General features: G+C 69.9%; 18 protein-coding genes. All 18 read left to right on the top strand.

What is annotated here, in order from left to right:
* Window positions 1–188: 188 nt before the first annotated feature.
* The 18 genes from mraZ to wag31 all read left to right on the top strand — a co-directional run bounded on the left by mraZ (window position 189) and on the right by wag31 (window position 19612).
* Entirely contained in the window at window positions 189–620 is a 432-nt protein-coding gene (gene mraZ, locus GC106_RS03990) for a division/cell wall cluster transcriptional repressor MraZ (RefSeq protein ID WP_173124379.1), read from the top strand.
* 147 nt (window positions 621–767) lie between these two features.
* Window positions 768–1727, top strand: coding sequence for a 16S rRNA (cytosine(1402)-N(4))-methyltransferase RsmH (rsmH, locus tag GC106_RS03985; RefSeq protein WP_173124377.1), 960 nt, complete (start codon window positions 768–770; stop codon window positions 1725–1727).
* Window positions 1724–2356 (top strand): cell division protein FtsL, encoded by a 633-nt coding sequence (ftsL, locus tag GC106_RS03980; protein WP_173124375.1) that lies wholly within the window; start codon window positions 1724–1726, stop codon window positions 2354–2356. Before rsmH ends, ftsL begins: the two co-directional genes overlap by 4 nt.
* Entirely contained in the window at window positions 2356–4359 is a 2004-nt protein-coding gene (locus tag GC106_RS03975) for a peptidoglycan D,D-transpeptidase FtsI family protein (RefSeq protein ID WP_173124373.1), read from the top strand. The genes ftsL and GC106_RS03975 overlap by 1 nt, the downstream gene beginning before the upstream one ends.
* Window positions 4360–4488: 129 nt before the next feature.
* A complete protein-coding gene (locus GC106_RS03970; protein ID WP_312872394.1) occupies window positions 4489–6012 on the top strand; it encodes a UDP-N-acetylmuramoyl-L-alanyl-D-glutamate--2,6-diaminopimelate ligase in 1524 nt (507 codons plus the stop codon).
* Window positions 6009–7451 carry a UDP-N-acetylmuramoyl-tripeptide--D-alanyl-D-alanine ligase gene (locus GC106_RS03965; protein WP_173124371.1) on the top strand — a complete coding sequence of 481 codons (1443 nt, stop codon included), beginning with the start codon at window positions 6009–6011 and terminating at the stop codon, window positions 7449–7451. Before GC106_RS03970 ends, GC106_RS03965 begins: the two co-directional genes overlap by 4 nt.
* Window positions 7448–8533 (top strand): phospho-N-acetylmuramoyl-pentapeptide-transferase, encoded by a 1086-nt coding sequence (gene mraY, locus GC106_RS03960; RefSeq protein WP_173124369.1) that lies wholly within the window; start codon window positions 7448–7450, stop codon window positions 8531–8533. The genes GC106_RS03965 and mraY overlap by 4 nt, the downstream gene beginning before the upstream one ends.
* Complete coding sequence (gene murD / locus GC106_RS03955; RefSeq protein WP_173124367.1) at window positions 8520–9845, top strand: UDP-N-acetylmuramoyl-L-alanine--D-glutamate ligase; 1326 nt, start codon at window positions 8520–8522, stop codon at window positions 9843–9845. Before mraY ends, murD begins: the two co-directional genes overlap by 14 nt.
* Before the next feature lie 15 nt (window positions 9846–9860).
* Window positions 9861–11330 carry a putative lipid II flippase FtsW gene (gene ftsW / locus GC106_RS03950; RefSeq protein WP_173124365.1) on the top strand — a complete coding sequence of 490 codons (1470 nt, stop codon included), beginning with the start codon at window positions 9861–9863 and terminating at the stop codon, window positions 11328–11330.
* A 16-nt stretch (window positions 11331–11346) separates the two neighbouring features.
* Complete coding sequence (gene murG / locus GC106_RS03945; protein WP_376777693.1) at window positions 11347–12414, top strand: undecaprenyldiphospho-muramoylpentapeptide beta-N-acetylglucosaminyltransferase; 1068 nt, start codon at window positions 11347–11349, stop codon at window positions 12412–12414.
* Window positions 12411–13829: a UDP-N-acetylmuramate--L-alanine ligase gene (gene murC, locus GC106_RS03940; protein ID WP_173124363.1), complete on the top strand. Its 1419-nt coding sequence runs from the start codon at window positions 12411–12413 to the stop codon at window positions 13827–13829. Before murG ends, murC begins: the two co-directional genes overlap by 4 nt.
* The gene (locus GC106_RS03935) at window positions 13826–14593 is read left to right on the top strand and encodes a cell division protein FtsQ/DivIB (protein ID WP_173124361.1); all 768 of its coding nucleotides are present in this window, start codon (window positions 13826–13828) and stop codon (window positions 14591–14593) included. Before murC ends, GC106_RS03935 begins: the two co-directional genes overlap by 4 nt.
* Window positions 14594–14850: 257 nt before the next feature.
* Window positions 14851–16191: a cell division protein FtsZ gene (ftsZ, locus tag GC106_RS03930; RefSeq protein ID WP_173124359.1), complete on the top strand. Its 1341-nt coding sequence runs from the start codon at window positions 14851–14853 to the stop codon at window positions 16189–16191.
* A 77-nt stretch (window positions 16192–16268) separates the two neighbouring features.
* On the top strand, window positions 16269–16976 hold the full coding sequence (gene pgeF / locus GC106_RS03925; RefSeq protein ID WP_173124357.1) for a peptidoglycan editing factor PgeF: 708 nt from the start codon (window positions 16269–16271) through the stop codon (window positions 16974–16976).
* Window positions 16973–17701, top strand: a complete 729-nt coding sequence (locus tag GC106_RS03920) for a YggS family pyridoxal phosphate-dependent enzyme (protein ID WP_173124355.1) — start codon at window positions 16973–16975, stop codon at window positions 17699–17701. The genes pgeF and GC106_RS03920 overlap by 4 nt, the downstream gene beginning before the upstream one ends.
* A 93-nt stretch (window positions 17702–17794) precedes the next feature.
* Window positions 17795–18421 (top strand): cell division protein SepF, encoded by a 627-nt coding sequence (locus GC106_RS03915; RefSeq protein ID WP_173124353.1) that lies wholly within the window; start codon window positions 17795–17797, stop codon window positions 18419–18421.
* A 28-nt stretch (window positions 18422–18449) separates the two neighbouring features.
* Window positions 18450–18725 carry a YggT family protein gene (locus tag GC106_RS03910; protein ID WP_033381653.1) on the top strand — a complete coding sequence of 92 codons (276 nt, stop codon included), beginning with the start codon at window positions 18450–18452 and terminating at the stop codon, window positions 18723–18725.
* 47 nt (window positions 18726–18772) lie between these two features.
* Window positions 18773–19612 (top strand): DivIVA-like cell division protein Wag31, encoded by an 840-nt coding sequence (wag31, locus tag GC106_RS03905; protein ID WP_173124351.1) that lies wholly within the window; start codon window positions 18773–18775, stop codon window positions 19610–19612.
* Window positions 19613–19615: the final 3 nt, after the last annotated feature.

Here is a 19615-nt window from a genome sequence, read left to right as displayed (position 1 = left end):
AGGGGACCGGCCGGCGGGCCGCCCCACCTGGCCCCCACCGGTGTCACCTGCGGAAACGCGTCCTTCGACCGGGCGATCAGACCGAGATCCGCGTTGACTGTGGTGAAAAGTGGGGTACTGTGGCCGCAAGTGGGGCGGAAGGGTGTCCCATGGCCGGTCCGCAGGACTGGTGGGGAGGTGGTGCACCGATGTTTCTCGGTACCCACACCCCGAAGCTGGACGACAAGGGGAGGCTGACGCTGCCGGCGAAGTTCCGCGACGCCCTCGCGGGGGGCCTGATGGTCACGAAGGGTCAGGATCACTGCCTCTACGTCTTCCCCCGAGCGGAGTTCGAGGAAATGGCCCGGAAGGTCGCCGCCGCCCCGCTGACGAACGAGGCGGTACGTGCCTACCAGCGGTACCTGTTCGCCGGAACCGACGAACAGCGGCCCGATGGCCAGGGACGGATCGCGATCGCGCCTGAGCTGCGGCGCTACGCCGGGCTGACCAAGGAGTGCGTGGTGATCGGCGCGATCACCCGGCTGGAGATCTGGGACGCCCAGGCCTGGCAGGCATATCTGGACGAGCACGAGGACAGCTACGCGCAGGCACGGGAGGAGGTACTGCCCGGATTCTTCTAGGTCGAGGGATGCCGTGAGGCCTCGGCCCGGTGGCGATCGACCCTGGCGCACCTTCCCCGGCGCCAGGTTCGCTTCTCCGGGCTGGGACCTGACGGCATCTGTTTTCTCCGACCGAATCCGAGCGGTACCCGTAGAGGGGTCGAGACCATGACGCGCGAGAACCCGCGGCACGTGCCCGTGCTGCTGGAGCGGGTCCTCGCGCTGCTCGCCCCGGCGTTGGCCGACAAGCAGGCCGTCGTCGTGGACGCCACCCTCGGCCTCGGTGGCCATGCCGAGGCGCTGCTGGCCGCGCATCCGCGGTTGACCCTGGTGGGGCTGGACCGCGACCCCAACGCGCTCGCGTTGTCGGGTGAGCGGCTGGCGCCGTACAAGGACCGCATCCACCTGGTCCACGCCGTGTACGACGAGCTGCCGGACGTGCTCGACGACCTCGGCCTGGCCACCGCCGACGGCATGCTGTTCGACCTCGGGGTGTCGTCGATGCAGCTCGACGAGGCCGACCGGGGATTCGCCTACGCCAAGGACGCGCCGCTGGACATGCGGATGGACCCGACCACCGGGATCACCGCGGCGGACGTGCTGAACACCTACGACGTGCCCGACCTGGCCCGGATCCTGCGGGACTACGGCGAGGAACGGTTCGCGGGCAAGATCGCCAAGGCGATCGCGGCCGAACGGCGACGTGAGCCGTTCAGCACCAGCGAGCGGCTCGTCCAGCTGCTCTACAACACTGTGCCCGCGGCGAGCAGGAGGACCGGCGGGCATCCGGCGAAGCGCACGTTCCAGGCGTTGCGCATCGAGGTCAACGGCGAGCTCGACGTCCTGCGCCGGGCCGTGCCCGCGGCGCTGGCCCGGCTGAAGGTCGGCGGCCGGATCGTCGTGGAGTCCTACCAGTCGCTGGAGGACCGGCTGGTCAAGCGCGCGTTCGCGGAGCTGGCCAAGTCCACCACCCCGGAGGGACTGCCGGTGGAACTGCCGGGCCACGGCCCGCAGATCCGCCTGCTCACCCGGGGCGCCGAACAGGCGGACGAAGTCGAGATGGAACACAACCCACGCGCGGCGCCGGTACGGCTGCGGGCGGCGGAACGGATCAGGGAGGCGTCATGACCGCACCGGCAAGGGTAGGCGGGTCGTCTTCGCGCGGCCGCTCGTCGCAGTCACGTCGTAAGGCCGCTGCCGAGGCGGAAGCGGCCACGGCGGCACCGGACACCACCGAGGCACCGCCACGGACCCAACGCCGTCCGCGCACTGCCGCGGCCGAGCGGGCGTACGCACGTCGTGCCCAGCGTGAGGGCCGCTCGGGCGCTGAGCCCGGACAGCGACGGCCGCGTCCGCAGAGGCAGAAGCCGAAGCAGAAGCACGAGCGCGTCACCGCGTCCCGGGCTTCGTTCGTCATGCTCGTGATGGGCCTGCTGGCCGCGGGTGTGATCACCACGCTGTGGCTGTCCACACAGGCCATCGCCGACTCGTACCGGCTCGACCAGGCCAAGAAGGCGGCCAGCGAGCTGTCCGAGCGGGTCCAGATGCTGCAACAGGACGTGGCCGGCCTCGAGTCCGCGTCCACCCTGGCCGAGCTGGCGCGCCAGCAGGGCATGGTCCCGGCGGGCGACCCGTCCCGGCTGGTGGTCGGGCCGGACGGCAAGGTGACCGTGGTCGGGGAACCGAAGCCGGTGAACCGGCCTCCCGCGGCGTCCTCGGCTCCGGTGACCCCGCAGCCGCCGGGAGGCAATGGCTGATGCCCGACGAGTGGATCCCGCCGTCCCGGCGCAAGCCGGCCCCGAAGGCCAAGCCGCGTCAGGCGGCGCAACGCCAGGCGGTGCAGCACCGCCCGGCCGGCAAGCCGAAGCGCCCGCCCGCCCGCAGACCCGCGCCGCCCAAGGCGCAGCGGCGTGGGCCGCTGGCGCGCCGCAGGCGCCGGCTGGCCAACCCGAGGCTGCGGATCGTCACGGTGCGGTTCGTGCTGATCGCCGCGCTGATCGCGGCCGGTGTGCGGTTGGTCCAGTTGCAGGGCATCGAAGCCGAGGCGTTGTCGGTCCGCGCGGACAAGCAGCGTTCGCTGACGCTGGCGATCCCGGCCGACCGCGGCGACATCATCGACCGCAACGGCGTGAAGCTGGCGTTCAGCGTGGAAACCCGCGCGCTGGCCTGGGTGCCGAGGGTGGTCAGGGCCGAGTACGAGAAGAACAAGATCGACTACGAGTCGCGGATCAAGGAGATCGCCGCGAAGATCAAGTCGGTGCTCGGCGACCAGGTCGACGAGAACGACCTGCTCACCAGGATGCGGTCGGACGGCTACACCACCCTGGTCCGCGACGTGCTGCCGGCGCAGGAACGCGAGATCCGCAAGAAGTACAAGGAGATCATCTCCGAGCCGCAGTCCCGCCGCGAGTACCCGGGCGGCACGCTCGCGTCCAACATCCTCGGCTACGCGAACTGGCGCAGCGACGACAAGGACCGCAGCAAGCACAACGTGCACGGCCTGTTCGGGATGGAGAACGACCGGGACGCCGAACTGGCCGGTGAACCGGGCAGCCAGACCGTGGACACCGCGGAAGGCACCGACGGCGTGGTCATCCCGGGTACGGAGCGCAATGTGCGGCAGGCCAAGGACGGCTCGGACATCGAGCTGACCATCGACGCCGACGTGCAGTACGACGTGCAGCAGAAACTCACCGCGTACGTCGCGCAGACCAAAGCGAGCGGCGGATCCGCGGTCGTGCTGGACGCGCACACCGGCGAGGTGTACGCGCTGGCCAACGACAAGAGCTTCGACCCGTCGGACCCCAGGGGACCCAACGGTTACGGCAACCCGCAGGCGACCGGCAACCCGGCGGTGACCACGCCGTACGAGCCCGGCTCGGTGAACAAGGTGGTGACCGCGGCCGCCGCGATCGAGGACGGCGTCACCAAACCCGACAGCACCCATAGGGTCCTGGGCTCGCACAAGGTCGCCGACCGGACCATCGAGGACGCGTGGCCGCATGGCCCGCTCACGATGACCACCACGGGCATCTTCGCCAAGTCCTCCAACGTCGGCACGCTGATGCTGGCCGAGCAGGTAGGCCCGGACCGGTACGCCGAGATGCTGAGGAAGTTCGGTCTCGGCCAGAAGACCGGCGTCGGACTGCCCGGGGAGAGCGCCGGGTCGGTACCGGAACGCAAGCAGTGGTCCGGGTCGACGTTCGGCAACCTGCCGATCGGCCAGGGCCTTTCGATGACCGTGCTGCAGATGGCCGGGATGTACCAGGCGATCGCCAACGGCGGCGTCCGCGTCCCGCCGCGGATCATCAGGTCCACGATCGACCGTGACGGCGCCAGGCGGGAGGAGCCGCGCCCGGAGGGCGTCCGGGTGGTCAGCGAGCAGACCGCGAACACCGTCAAGGACATGCTGCGCGCGGTCGTCCAGAAGTCGCCAAGGGACGGGCAGAGCGGCACGGGTGTCCCCGCGGCGCTCAACGGGTTCCAGATCTCCGGCAAGACCGGCACCGCCCAGCAGGTCGACCCGGCGACCGGCCGGTACAGCAACAGCCTGTACTGGATCACGTTCGCCGGAATCCTGCCCGCGGACAACCCGCGGTTCGTGGTCGGCATCATGATCGACAAGCCGGACTACTACGGCGGCGAGAACGGCAAGACGGCCGCGCCGCTGTTCCACGACATCGCCTCGTACCTGGCCCAGCGCTTCAACCTGCCGCTCTCGCCGGAACAGTCGCCGATCGTGCCGCTGACGCTGAGCTGAGACACCGGCGATGCGGACGGCGCATTGCCCAGGCGGTGCGCCGCTCAGGTGTGGCCTAGCACGATCCGGAGATCCACTGTGGGTGCACCGCCGGGTGGCGGCCGAACGCTCGAAGGTAGCCTCTCGCGCGTGCCCGCGAAGCTCGAGGGCAAGGCTGTGAACGCGCCGCCCCGCCCTGCCAGAACAGAACCCGTCCCATTGACCACGCTCGTGGCCCGTGCGGACGCACACCCCGCCCATGGCGACTTGGACGGGATGGTCACCGGTGCCACCCTGCGTGCCCAGCACGTGCGGCCCGGCGACCTCTTCGCCGCGTTGCCCGGTGCGCGCGTGCACGGCGCCGAGTTCGCCGCTGCCGCTGTGGCCTCCGGCGCCGTCGCGATCCTCACGGACCGCAAGGGCGCCGGGATGCTGGCGGACGTGGACGTCCCGGTCCTCGTCCACAAGGACCCGCGTGGCGTGCTCGGGTCCGTCGCCGCATGGATCTACGGCGAACCGTCGTTGCGCTTGTCCGTGCTCGGCGTGACCGGCACGTCCGGCAAGACCACCACGACGTACATGCTCGACGCCGGCCTGAGGGCCGCCGGGCACACGACTGGTCTTGTCGGCACGGTGGAGACGCGGATCGCGGGCGAACGCCTGGCGAGCGCGTTCACCACGCCGGAGGCGCCGGACCTCCAGGCCCTGTTCGCGGTGATGGTCGAACGTGGCGTCACACACGTGCCGATGGAGGTCTCCAGCCACGCCCTGTCGCTGGGCCGGGCCGGCGGCACGCGGTTCTCGGTCGGCGCCTTCACCAACCTGTCGCAGGACCACCTGGACTTCCACCGGGACATGGAGGACTACTTCCAGGCCAAGGCGCTGCTGTTCGACGGCCGGTCCACCAAGGAGGTCGTCAACGTCGACGGTGAGTGGGGCGCGCGCCTGGTCAAGGCGGACACCATCACCGTGGCCACGGAACGCGGCGCCGACTGGACCGCCACGGACCTGACCTCGTCCATCGACGGCGAGCAGACGTTCACCGTGCACGGCCCCGGCGTGCGGTTCCCCGTGCGGCTCCCGATGCCGGGCGCGTTCAACGTGGCCAACGCGCTGCTGGCGGCCGCGTGCCTGACGGTGTCCGGGATCGAGCCGGACGCGATCGCCCGTGGCCTCGGCGAGGTCCAGGTCCCCGGCCGGATGGAACGCGTCGCGCTGGGCCAGCGGTTCACGGCGGTCGTCGACTACTCACACAAACCGGCGGCGGTCGCGCTCGCCTTGGACGCGATCCGCGCGAAGACGACCGGCCGTGTGATCACGGTGCTCGGCTGCGGTGGCGACCGCGACGCGGCGAAGCGGCCGTTGATGGGCAGGGAGGCCGCGATCCGCAGCGACGTACTGATCGTCACCGACGACAACCCCCGTAGCGAGGACCCCGCCGCGATCCGCCGGGCGATGGTCGACGGCGCCATGGCCGCCGACGGCCGCGGTCACGTGCGGGAGATCGGCGACCGGCGTGCGGCGATCGTGGCCGCCGTCGCCGAGGCGAAACCAGGCGACGCCGTAGTGGTCGCCGGCAAGGGCCATGAGACCGGCCAGGAGATCGCCGGCGTCGTGCACCCGTTCTCCGACCGGGACGAGCTCTCGGCCGCGATCCGTGAGGTGAGCCTGTGATCCCGTTGACCGCCGGACAGATCGCCGAAGCGGTCGGTGGCAGGCTGCACAACGTCGAACCCGGCGTCGTGGTCACCGGCCCGGTCGAGTTCGACTCCCGCAAGGTCACACCGGACGGCCTGTTCGTGGCCATGCCGGGCCTGAAAGTGGACGGGCACGACTTCGCGAAGTCGTCCGGGGCGCGGCTGACGCTCGCGGCGCGTGAGGTCGACGCGCCCGCGGTGATCGTGCCGCCGGTCACCGACGCGCATCGCCGCGCGATGGTGCTGACCGGTGACAAGGACGGTTCCGGTGCCGCGGTCCTGGCCGGTTTGGCCGCGCTCGCGCGTTATGTCGTGGACCGGCTTCCCGGGCTGACGATCGTCGGCGTCACCGGTTCGTCCGGCAAGACCTCGACCAAGGACCTGATCGCGCAGGTGCTCGAGCCGATGGGACCGACGGTCGCGCCGCCTGGCTCGTTCAACAACGAACTCGGCCACCCGTGGACCGTGCTGCGGGCCGACGAGCAGACCAAGTACCTGGCGCTCGAACTGTCCGCCCGTGGACCGGGGCACATCGCTGCGCTGACCGAGGTCGCGCCGCCGCGGATCGGTGCCGTGCTGAACGTCGGCTCCGCGCATGTCGGCGAGTTCGGTTCCCGGGAAGGCATCGCCAAGGCCAAGGGCGAGCTCGTCGAAGCGCTTCCCGAGGACGGTGTCGCGATCCTCAACGCGGACGATCCGCTGGTGAAGGCGATGGCCACCCGCACGAAGGCCAGGGTCGTGTTCGTCGGCGAGAGCGCCGACGCGCAAGTCCGCGCCGAGAACGTGGTGCTGGACAGCGAGGCACGGGCCACCTTCCGGCTCGTGACGCCGCACGGCGCCGCCGAGGTGAAGCTGGCGCTGCACGGGCCGCATCACGTCGGCAACGCGCTGACCGCCGCCGCTGTCGCGTTGGAACTCGGCGCGACGCCCGCGCAGGCCGCCGAGTGGCTGTCACAGGCCAAGCGCGTGTCCGCGCGCCGCATGGACGTCACGACCCGGCCGGACGGCGTGACGGTCGTGAACGACTCGTACAACGCCAACCCCGAGTCGGTCAAGGCCGCGTTGAAGAGCCTTGCCGAGATGGCCAGGCAGGGCGGCCGCCGCACCTGGGCGGTGCTGGGGCTGATGGCCGAGCTCGGTCCTGAGCACGTCACCGCGCACGACGAGATCGGCCGGCTCGCGGTCCGGCTGGACATCAATCGGCTCGTGGTGGTGGGTGACCAGGCGCGGGCCATGCACCAGGGCGCCCACCTCGAAGGCTCGTGGGGAGAGGAATCCGTGCTGGTGCCGGATGTCGACGCGGCCGTGGCGCTGCTTCGAAGCGAATTGCGACCTGGCGACGTCGTGCTCGTCAAGGCCTCGAAGTCCGAGGCGCTGTGGTGGGTCGCCGACGCCCTCCTGGAGGACGTCAAGTGATCGGCATCGGTATCGCCGGCGCGATCGCGCTGGTGATCTCCATCCTGTTCACGCCCTACCTGATCAAGCTGTTCTCCAGGCAGGGCTTCGGGCAGGAGATCCGGGAGGAAGGCCCGCAGGGGCACAAGTCCAAGCGCGGTACCCCGACCATGGGCGGCGTGGCGATCATGATCGCCATGTGGGCCGGCTACCTCGGCTCCTACGGCGTGAACATGCTGTTGGGCCGGGACGAGTCGCCGACCGCCTCCGGCTGGCTGGTGATGATGCTGACCACCGGCCTCGGCCTGGTCGGCTTCCTCGACGACTTCATCAAGATCCGCAAGCAGCGCAACCTGGGCCTGAACAAGACGGCCAAGCTGGTCGGCCAGCTCGTCGTCGGCGTCTCGTTCGCCATCCTGGCGCTGCGGTTCGTCGACGAGAACGGCCTGAGCCCGGCGTCGCCGAACCTGTCCTTCATCCGGGACATCTCGTTCATCTCGTTCGGCACGGTCGGGTTCGTGGTGTTCTGCTACGGCATCATCGGTGCCTGGTCGAACGCGGTGAACTTCACCGACGGCCTGGACGGCCTCGCCGGCGGCTCCGCGGCCATGGTCTTCGGCACGTACGTGGTCATCTGCTTCTGGCAGCTGCGTAACGACTGTTCGACGTCGCTGGGCCCGGCCTGCTACGACACCCGCGACCCGCTCGACCTCGCGATCGTGGCCGCCGCGGCGATGGGCGCGTGCATCGGCTTCCTGTGGTGGAACGCCGCGCCCGCCAAGATCTTCATGGGTGACACGGGGTCGCTGGCGCTGGGTGGCCTGGTCGCGGGCCTGTCCATGATGACCCGCACCGAGCTGCTGATGATCGTGATCGGCGGTATCTTCGCGGTGGAGATGCTGTCGGTGATCCTGCAGATCGCGATCTTCCGCACGACCGGCAGGCGGATTTTCCGGATGGCGCCGTTCCACCACCACTTCGAGCTGGCCGGCTGGGCGGAGACCACGGTGATCATCCGGTTCTGGCTGCTGGGTGGCGTGTGCGCGATGTTCGGCCTCGGGTTGTTCTACAGCGAGTGGCTGGCGGCAAGTGGCAACGGCTGAGTGGCGGGACCGCAACGTCCTGGTCGCGGGAGCGGGGGTGACCGGGCGGTCGACCGTGGCCGCGCTGGCCGAGCTCGGTGCCGTCGTGACCGTCACCGACGGCCGTCCCGAGGCGTTGACGGACTTCGGCGACATGGCCCGGCCTGGCCTGACGCAACCGCCTCCGGGGACCGATCTGGTGGTGACCAGCCCCGGCTGGAAACCGGCGAGCCCGTTGCTCGTGGCCGCGGCCTCGATGGGCATCGAGGTCATCGGTGAGGTGGAGCTGGCCTGGCGACTGTCGCAGCGGTTGTCGCCGGGTCAGGCGTGGCTGGCGGTGACCGGGACGGACGGCAAGACCACCACCGTCGGCATGCTCGAATCGATCCTGCTCGCGTCCGGCGCGAAGGCCGTGGCGTGCGGCAACGTCGGTCTCCCGGTGATCGACGCCGTCCGCGACGGCTATGACGTGCTGGCCGTCGAGCTGTCGAGCTACCAGCTGTACTGGCAGACCTCGCTGGCGGTCGACGCGGCCGTGGTGCTCAACCTCGCCGAGGACCACCTCGAATGGCACGGCACGGTGGAGGAGTACGCCGCCGCCAAGGCCAAGATCTACCGAGGCGCGAAGACCCGGATCTACAACGCCGACGACGAATGGTCGGTCCAACTGGCCGACGGCGGCGAAGGCTTCACCGTGGGAGAGCCGGGGCCGAACAGGTTCGGGGTGGTCGACGGCTGGCTCGTCGACGACGGCACGCGGATGTGCCCGGTCGACGAGGTCCGCCCACCCGGCCCGCACAACGTCTCCAACGCCCTCGCCGCCGCAGCCCTCGCCAGGGCCTACGGCGTGACGCCGGAAGCCGTCCGCGAGGGACTGCGGAACTACCAACCCCCACCGCACCGCGTGCAGTTTGTCGGCGAGATCGACGGAGTCGCGTACGTCAACGACTCCAAAGCCACGAACACCCACGCCGCAGGCGGGTCGCTCATGGCGTACGACCGCGTCGTCTGGATCGCGGGCGGTCTGCTGCACGGCGCCGAGGTCGACGAGCTGGTCGCGAGCGTGGCAGGCAGGCTGCGCGGTGTCGTGCTGCTGGGCGCTGATCAGGAGGTTTTCGCGCAAGCCATGGGGCGACACGCGCCTGAGGTCCCCGTCAAGCGGCTCGGTTCAGGAGACGATGAGCCCATGACTGCAGCGGTTCGTGCGGCCCGGGAACTGGCACGCCCTGGCGACGTCGTACTGCTGGCGCCCGCGGCGAAGTCGCACGACATGTTCTCCAGCTACGTGCACCGCGGCGAGGCGTTCACGAAAGCAGTCCAGGCATCGGCGTGACAGGGAGGCACTGCGATGACAGCCACCCTCAGTTCGGCCGAGGAACGTAAACGCGCCCGGCAGGACCGGCGCAAGCGTGCCGGCCTGTTGACCGTCCTGACCGCCTGGCTCGGCCGTCCGCTGGCCAGCTTCCACCTCGTGCTCGCGGTGTTCGGTCTGCTGACCGTGCTCGGCCTGGTGATGGTGCTGTCGGCGAGTTCAGTCGTCTCGTTGGACACCGGCCCGTCGGTGTACACGGTCTTCAAGAAGCAGCTGCTGTTCGTGGCGATCGGGTCGGTGGCGTTCTGGATCGCGCTGCGGATGCCGTTGCGGCTGATGCGCCAGTTCTCCGCGCCCGCGCTGGCCGTGTGCTTCGCCATGCTTGTGCTGGTCCTGATCGTCGGCAAGGAGTTCTACGGCGCCCGCAGCTGGTTCGTGGTCGGCCCGATCTCGTTCCAGCCGATCGAGGTCGCGAAGCTCGCGCTGGTGCTGTGGGGCGCGTACGTGCTGGTGCAGAAGAAGGCGCTGCTGCACCAGTACCGGCATCTGCTCGTACCGCTGGTCCCGGTCGCGCTGCTGATGTTCGCGCTGGTCATGATGCAGCCCGACCTCGGCGGCACGGTCACGTTGATCGTCGTGTTGTTCGCGCTGCTGTGGTTCGCGGGTGCGCCGATGCGGCTGTTCGGCGCGGCCGCGATCGGCGGTGTCGCGGGTGTCGTGGTGCTGTCGCTGAACGAGGGGTACCGGCTCGCCCGCGTGCTGACGTTCCTCAACCCCGAGGCCGATCCCAGCGGCAAGGGGTTGCAGGGCCTGCAGGCGAAGTACGCGCTGGCCGACGGCGGCCTGTTCGGCAAGGGACTCGGCCAGGGGCAGTCGAAATGGGAGTACCTGCCCAACGTGCACAACGACTTCATCTTCGCGCTGATCGGCGAGGAGCTGGGGTTCCTGGGCTGTGCGCTGGTGCTGGGCCTGTTCGCCATGCTGGCCGTGGTGGGCCTGCGGATCGCGGCCCGCAACATCGACCCGTGGATCCGGATGGTGGCCGCCACCCTGACGGTGTGGCTGGTCGGCCAGGCCGCGATCAACATCGCCTACGTGGTGGGCCTGCTGCCCGTCACCGGGATCACGCTGCCGATGATTTCCGCCGGTGGCAGCTCGATCGTGGTCACCATGTTCGTGTTCGGCATCCTCGCTAACTGTGCTCGCCATGAACCCGAATCGGTGGCCGCACTACGCTCGCAGGGACCAGGTCGGTTCGGCCGGCTCATGAAGCTGCCCGCCCCCGACGTGTACAACCCGCCGCAGAAGCGCAAGCCGGTGCGCCCGTCCACGCCGCCACGAACGGCCGGACGCCGTGAACCGGCCACGCGGCGGACAGGCACGGCGGAGCGTCAGCTGCACGAGCGTCGCAGGACTCGTCGTAGCGTTCCGGTTCCGGAACACCGTCGCCGTTCGGCGCGAGGCCGCACCGGCCATCCCCGTGCGGACGAAGGAGGACGTCATTAACCAGGGACCGTGTGTCGTGGTGGCCGGTGGGGGCACGGCCGGGCACATCGAACCGGCACTCGCGTTGGCCGACGCGGTGATGCGTGCCCGGCCGGACGCCCGGGTCGTCGCCCTGGGCACGCAACGCGGCCTCGAGGGCAGGATCGTGCCGGCGCGTGGCTACCAGTTGGAGATGATCCCGCCGGTGCCGATGCCGCGTAAGCCCACGATGGACCTGCTCAAGCTGCCGCTGAACGTGCGACGGGCGATCAAGCAGACCCGCGCTGTGCTCGACCGTGTCGGTGCGGACGTGGTCGTCGGCTTCGGCGGATACGTGGCGCTGCCGGCCTACCTGGCCGCGCGTGGCCGTACGCCGATCGTGGTGCACGAGGCGAACGCCCGCGCCGGGCTGGCCAACAAGGTCGGTGCCCGGTACGCGGCCAAGGTCGCCGCAGCCGTGCCGGACTCGGGCCTGAACAACGCCGAGGTGATCGGCATCCCGCTGCGCGCGTCGATCTCGGAGCTGGATCGTCAGGCGCTGCGCGACGAGGCGCGCCAGTTCTTCGGCCTGCACCCGCACGCGCCGACGCTGCTGGTGTTCGGTGGTTCGCAGGGCGCCGGGTCGATCAACAACGCGGTGGCGCCGCTGGCGAGCGAGTTCGCCAGGGCCGGGATCGGTGTGCTGCACGCGCACGGCCCGAAGCACTCGCTGGCGGTCCAGCAGATCCCGGGTGCACCGCCGTACGTGCCCGTGTCGTACCTGGAGCGGATGGACCTCGCCTACGCGGCGGCCGACGCGGTGCTGTGCCGGTCCGGCGCGATGACCGTGGCCGAGGTTTCCGCCGTCGGGCTGCCCGCGGTGTACGTCCCGCTGCCGATCGGCAACGGCGAGCAGGCGTTCAACTGCCGTCCCGTGGTCACCGCGGGCGGCGCGATCATGATCCCGGACGCCGAACTGAACCCGGAGAAGGTCAAAGAGACCCTGTTGCCGTTGCTGACCAACCCGCGCAGGCTGGGCGCGATGGGTGCCGCCGCGCAGAGCACCGGGCACGGCTCGGCGGCGGACGTGCTGGCCAAGATGGTGCTGGACGTGGTGGGCAAGTGACGAGCGGAACTCTCAACACCCCGGCCGTGCTGGAGCGCGCGCACCTGGTCGGCGTCGGTGGCGCCGGGATGAGCGGCATCGCGCGGATCCTGCTGGCCCGTGGCCTGCACGTGTCCGGTTCGGACGCGAAGGAGTCGCGGACCTTCCTCGCGTTGCGCGCGCAGGGCGCCAGGATCGCGGTCGGCCAGACCGCGACGAACCTGGACCTGTTCGAGGAGGGGCCGACCGCGGTCGTCGTGTCCACGGCGATCAAAGAGGACAATCCGGAACTGGTCGAGGCGCGGCGGCGCGGGATCACCGTGCTGCACCGGTCGGAGGCGCTGGCCGGGCTGATGGTCGGTCACCGGGTCGCGTGCATCGCCGGCACGCACGGCAAAACGTCGACCACGTCGATGCTGACCGTCGCACTGCAACACTGCCGTCTGGACCCGTCGTTCGCGATCGGCGGTGACCTCAACGAATCCGGCGCGAACGCGCACCAGGGGACCGGCGGGATCTTCGTCGCCGAGGCGGACGAGAGCGACGGCTCGTTCCTGGTGTTCTCGCCGTCGGTCGCGGTGGTGACCAACGTCGAGGCGGACCACCTCGACCACCACGGCACGCCCGAGGCGTACGCCGCGGTCTTCGAATCCTTTGTGGATCGGCTGAACCCGGACGGCGTGCTGATCGTGTGCGCCGACGACCCGGGCGCCGCCGCGCTCGCGCTGCGTGCCGAGGCTCGTGGCCTGCGCGTACGGCGGTACGGCCGGAACGCGGAAGGCGACGACGCGGCCAAGCTGCTGTCGTACGACCCGGTCGACGGCGCAGGCCGTGCGGTGATCTCCTTGGCGGGCAAGGAGATCGAGGTCGGCATCGCGGTGCCGGGCGAGCACATGGCCGCCAACGGGCTGGCCGCGCTGCTGGCCGGGCTCGAGCTCGGTGCGCCGCTGGAGGGCCTGCTGGAAGGCATCGCCGCGTTCGGCGGTGTCCGCCGGCGGTTCGAGTTCAAGGGCCGTTCGCGGGGCGTACGCGTCTACGACGACTACGCCCACCACCCGACTGAGGTCGCCGCGCAGCTGCGGGCGGTGCGTCCCGCGGCCGTGGGCGGACGGGTGCTCGTCGTGTTCCAGCCGCACCTGTACTCACGGACCCGCACGTTCGCCAAGGAGTTCGGTGAGGCGCTCGCGCTGGCCGACGAAGTGGTGGTGCTGGACGTGTTCGGGGCGCGGGAAGTGCCGGAGCCGGGCGTCAGCGGCGCGCTGATCGCCGACGCCGTGCCGTTGCCGAAGGAGCAGGTGCACTACGAGCCCGCGTTCGACAAGGTGCCCGGGCTGGTCGCCTCGTTGGTCAAGGACGGCGATCTCGTCCTGACCATGGGTGCCGGTGACGTCACCGCGCTCGGTGGCGAACTGATTGCGGCGCTGGACCGGCAATGACGAGCCCCACGCGTCCCGCGAGCCGCCGCCCCGCCAGCAGCGCGGGCGCGGCGGCTCGCGAGCGCAGGGAGCGGCGGGCACTCCTGCGGCCCACGCGCCGCAGGGCGTTGATACGCCGCTGGACGGTCGTGCTCGCCTTCGTAGGCGTGCTCGCACTGCTCTACGTGGTGTTCTTCACGCCGGTGCTCGGCGCCCGCACGGTCGACGTGCAGGGCACGCAAGGCCTGACGCCCGACGAGGTGCGTGCGGTCGCGGCCGTGGAGATGGGCAAACCGTTGATCCGGCTGGACACCGACGAGATCGCCGGGCGGGTCGCCACCTTGCCGCGCGTCGCGAAGGTGAGCGTCGAACGGTCCTGGCCGGGCACCGTGGAGATCATCGTCAGCGAACGGGAGCCGGTGGCGTACGCCAAGCTGGCCGACGGCGCGCACATGGTGGACGGGACCGGAGTCGACTACGCCGTCGTGCCGCAGGCGCCACCTGGACTGCCGTCGATCGAGGTGGCGACGCTCGGGTCCGGTGACCCGGCGACCCGCGCGGTGGTCGACGTGCTCGGCAGGATTCCGCCACAGCTCAAGCAACGAGTCGTCACGCTGTCCGCGAAGACCCCGGGCGACGTGCAGCTCAAACTCGTCGACGGGCAGCTGGTGAAGTGGGGGAACGCGGCCGACTCGGAGCGCAAGGCGATGGTGCTGGCGGCGTTGCTCACCAGGCCGGGCAAGGTCTACGACGTGGCCGCCCCGGATCTGCCCACGATTTCCTGACACGTCCTATGAAGTGGGATCGGGCGATCTGAAGACCGGCGGGATTCCCGGTATTTTTGGTGCTGCCGGGTGATCGCCTGCGTCACACACGGCGTGGCTGCTGGACCCGGGCACGTTCCGTCTTTACCGTCCACGGTTGAGGACGTACGGGGTTGACATGACTCTGAATCTCTGGTTGAGGTTGAGGGTTTGCGTGGCCGCCGGACGCAGACGGCGTGAACCACGTGTGAACCTATGACTGGAGGAAGGCGGAACCGATGACGCCCCCGCACAACTACTTGGCGGTGATCAAGGTCGTCGGTATCGGCGGCGGCGGGGTCAACGCTGTCAACCGGATGATCGAGGTCGGCCTCAAGGGTGTCGAGTTCATCGCGGTGAACACCGACGCGCAGGCCCTGTTGATGTCAGACGCCGACGTCAAGCTCGACATCGGCCGTGAACTGACCCGCGGCCTCGGTGCCGGTGCCAATCCCGAGGTCGGCCACAAGGCCGCCGAGGACCACCGCGAGGAGATCGAGGAAGTCCTCAAGGGCGCGGACATGGTGTTCGTGACCGCGGGCGAGGGTGGTGGCACCGGAACCGGTGGCGCCCCGGTCGTCGCGTCGGTCGCGCGCAAGCTCGGCGCGCTGACGATCGGTGTCGTCACGCGGCCGTTCTCCTTCGAGGGCAAGCGCCGTGCGCGGCAGGCCGAAGAGGGCATCACCGAGCTGCGCAACGAGTGCGACACCCTGATCGTGATCCCGAACGACCGGCTGCTTCAGCTCGGCGACGTCGGCGTGAGCCTGATGGACGCGTTCCGCTCGGCGGACGAGGTGCTGCTGTCCGGTGTCCAGGGCATCACCGACCTGATCACCACGCCCGGTCTGATCAACCTGGACTTCGCCGATGTGAAGAGCGTCATGTCCGGCGCCGGTTCGGCGTTGATGGGCATCGGCTCGTCCCGTGGCGAGGGCAGAGCGATCCAGGCGGCGCAGAAGGCGATCAACTCGCCACTGCTGGAGGCGTCGATGGACGGTGCGCACGGGGTGCTGCTGGCCATCGCGGGTGGTTCGGACCTCGGCCTGTTCGAGATCAACGAGGCCGCCTCGCTGGTGCAGGAGTCGGCACACCCGGAAGCCAACATCATCTTCGGTACGGTGATCGACGACTCACTGGGCGACGAGGTCCGGGTGACCGTGATCGCCGCGGGCTTCGACGGTGGCACGCCCACACACAAGAAGCTCGACCCGCAACTGGTCGCGTCCCGCACGCCGGCCAACCCGCCGACAGCGACCGCTGAGGCCGGGGAGGTGTCGCGGCCGGCGCCGCAACCGGCCCCCGAGCCGAAGCCGCAGCCGGCGGTCCAGCCGCAGTTGCAGGCGCAGCCGCCGACTCCGCCGTCGACCACCTACACCCCGCCGGCCACCCCGCAGCACTCGACGCAGCCGCCGCCGTCGCAGTACGCGGCGCCCCGCCCGTCCGAGCGGCCGACGAGCCTGCCCGGTCCGCGGGCGACCGGTCTGGAGGGCGCCGGGCGCGGGCACCTGCCCAGCCGGCCGGTCCCGGTGACCGACGACCCGGACGACGAGGTCGACGTCCCGCCCTTCATGCGTCGCTGACCTGAATATCCTCGTGAGTGGTTATCGGGGTTCTAACCCTGATAACCACTCACGAGTCTTTTTATGGGGAGTGGGATTTGCGCATCAGGCGGGTGGTCACGACACGGGCAGGCGGGGTTTCCGCCAAGCCGTACGACTCGTTCAACCTCGGCGACCATGTCGGCGACGACCCGGAGGCCGTCGCCGCCAACCGGCGGCGGCTCGCCCGTGATCTGAAGCTCCCCGAGGACCACGTGGTCTGGATGGAGCAGGTGCACGGCCGGACGGTCACGGTCGTCGACGGCCCGCGGACCTCGCCGGCCGAAGCGACCGACGCGCTCGTGACGAGCGAGCCGGGTATCGCGGTCGCGGTCCTCGTGGCCGACTGCGTGCCGGTGTTGCTCGCCGACCCGGAAGCCGGAGTCGTCGGCGCGGTGCACGCCGGCCGGGTCGGAGCTCGTGTCGGTGTCTTGCCGGCGGCCCTCCAGGCGATGAAGGATGCGGGAGCGCGCATGAATCGGATCGAGGTTCTGCTCGGGCCGTCGGTGTGCGGCCAGTGCTACGAAGTTCCGGCGGACATGCAGGCTGATGTAGACAAACACCTGCCCGGCAGCGCGTGCCGGACCAGGTCCGGCAAGCCCGGTCTGGATCTTCGTGCCGGGCTCTGGGAACAGCTCGCCGCGATCGGGGTAGGCAAGATCGGAATCGATCCACGGTGCACCGTGGAGGACCGTTCACTGTTCAGTCACCGCAGGGAAGGGACCACTGGGCGATTGGCCGCACTGACTTGGGTCGATCCGGCATGATCAACCGGCGGGAACAGCTCGCGGCCGCGATCCGCGTCGTCCAAGATCGCATCGAGGCGGCATGTGCGCAGGTCAACCGGTCGGCCGACGAAGTGACGTTGCTGCCGGTGACCAAACGGTTCCCGGCTTCGGACGCCGCGCTGCTCGCCGGGCTGGGACTGGTCCACCTGGCCGAGAACCGTGATCAGGAAGCCGGACCGAAGGCCCAAGCAGTCGGTGAACTGCTGCCTGGCGTCGACGTGCGGTGGCACATGGTGGGTCAGCTCCAGCGCAACAAGGCCCGTTCGGTGGTCAGGTGGGCGTCCGTCGTGCAGTCCGTCGACTCGCCACGACTGGCTGACGCCCTCGCTCGTGCGGTGGACTCGGCGTTGACAGCCGGTGACCGAAACTCGCCACTCGACGTCCTCATTCAGGTCTCGCTGGACGGTGACCCGCGGCGCGGCGGATGCCCGGTCGAGGACGTTCCGGCGCTGGCCGAAGGGGTAGCCCGGAAGGGTGAACTGGCTCTTCGCGGGGTGATGGCCGTCGCACCGCTGGGCTGGTCCGCCGATCATGCCTTTGACCTGCTGGCGAAGGTCTTCGAGCGGACCCGTAACGATCACCCCGGCGCGACCGAGATGTCGGCGGGGATGAGCTCCGATCTGGAGTCCGCCATCGCACACGGGTCCACCTGCGTGCGTGTCGGAACCGCTCTGCTAGGGGACCGGCCGTTAACCTCACCCTGAGTGCGTTTCGCGGCCGGGTCCCCACGGTTTTGGGTATGACTGGATCGGGTAGCTGTACCGCACGCCGGGGAGTCGCGGAGGGAAGGCAACGGCATGAGTGCTTTGCAGAAGCTGAAGGCCTACTTCGGGATGGTCCCGGCGGAAGACGAGGACTACGAGGGCGACGACGACCGCTACGGCTCGTACCGCTCCGACGGCTACCGCTCGGAGTACGTCGAGGACGACTACGCAGCGTATCCGGAGCGTGGCCCGCGCCGTCGCCGTTCCGGCTTCCGTGAGGAGGCCGACGAGCAGGACTACCAGCCAGCCGACCGGGGCAGGGGCCGACCGGCATGGGCTGGGGACACGCCGCCGACGCGCGGCGCACTCGCGGTGGAGCCGCACCGCGAGCCGGCCGGGCGGCTGCGCCCGGTGCCGGAGTCCGCACCGGCCGCGACCCCGCTCGGGCGGATCATCACACTGCATCCGACCAGCTACATCGAGGCCCGGACGATCGGCGAGCACTACCGCGAGGGCACTCCGGTGATCATGAACCTGACCGAGATGGAGGACGCGGACGCCCGGCGTCTGGTGGACTTCGCGGCCGGTCTGGCCTTCGCGTTGCGCGGGGCGATGGACAAGGTCACCAACAAAGTGTTCTTGATCTCACCGCCCAACGTCGACGTCAGCGCCGAGGACCGGCGCAGACTGGCTGAGGGCGGGTTCGCCAGCAGGGGCTGATGAATGGCAGAGTTGTAGCGTGGAACCAGTGCTTCTAGCCGTTTGGTACGTGTTGTTCGCCTTCTGGCTACTGCTCACCGCTCGTGTCATCGTGGAGCTCGTCCGGGCGTTCGCCCGGGAGTGGCATCCGGCGGGCGGGGTTGCGGTCGCGCTGGAGACCATCTACACAGTGACCGACCCTCCGGTCCGTCTGTTCCGTCGGTTGATCCCGATGGTTCGGATCGGAGGCGTAGGACTGGACTTATCGATTATGGTGCTGCTGCTGGTCGTGTTCATCGGGATGCGACTGGTGTATCCCGGGTGACGGGGAACCCGGGATGCCCGCAGGCCGTGAGTGCGTGAGGTGATCTGATGTCGTTGACCCCCGCTGACGTGCATAACGTCGCGTTCAGCAAGCCTCCTATCGGGAAGCGGGGCTACAACGAGGACGAGGTTGACGCTTTCCTCGACTTGGTCGAGGGCGAACTGGCCCGGCTGATCGAGGAGAACAACGACCTGCGCGCGCAGGTCGAGCAGCTGGATGCGCAGCTCGAGTCGGCGCGGGCGGATCTGGACGACGCCAGGACCAACCTCTCCTCCGGCCCTCCGACCCGCGTCGTGGACGAGCCCGTGCCGTCCCGGCGGCTGACCCCTGTCCCACCGCCCAGCGCGATGGAGCAGACCAACCCCGGTGCCGGCGGGGGCGACCACCACGTCCAGGCGGCCAAGGTGCTGGGTCTGGCGCAGGAGATGGCCGACCGGCTGACCGGCGAGGCCAAGGCCGAGTCCGACAGCATGCTGGCCGAGGCCCGGACCAAGGCCGAGCAGCTGCTCTCCGAGGCCCGCTCGAAGTCCGACACCATGATCAACGAGTCCCGTACGCGGGCCGAGACCATGCTGAACGACGCGCGTACCCGTGCCGAGACGCTGACCAGGGAAGCTCGTGACAAGGCGACCGCGCTGGAGCGTGAGGCGCAGCGCAAGCACACCGAGCTGATCGGCTCGGCACAGCAGGAACGGCTGACCCTCGAGAAGAAGCTGGACACGCTGCGGACCTTCGAGCGCGAGTACCGCACGCGCCTGAAGACGCTGCTGCAGTCGTCCTTGCGGGAGCTGGAGGACCGCGCACCGGCGGCACCGTCGTCGGAGGGAAGCCGGTCGGCCAGCCAGCAGGGCTACTCGTTCGGCCCACGCGCGGCCGAGGCCGGCTGATCC

It is taken from the genome of Kibdelosporangium persicum (assembly GCF_013280595.1).
Taxonomy (GTDB): domain Bacteria; phylum Actinomycetota; class Actinomycetes; order Mycobacteriales; family Pseudonocardiaceae; genus Kibdelosporangium; species Kibdelosporangium persicum.
The sequence above is the reverse complement of the archived record's forward strand: the minus strand, read 5'-3'. Positions and strand labels throughout refer to the sequence as shown.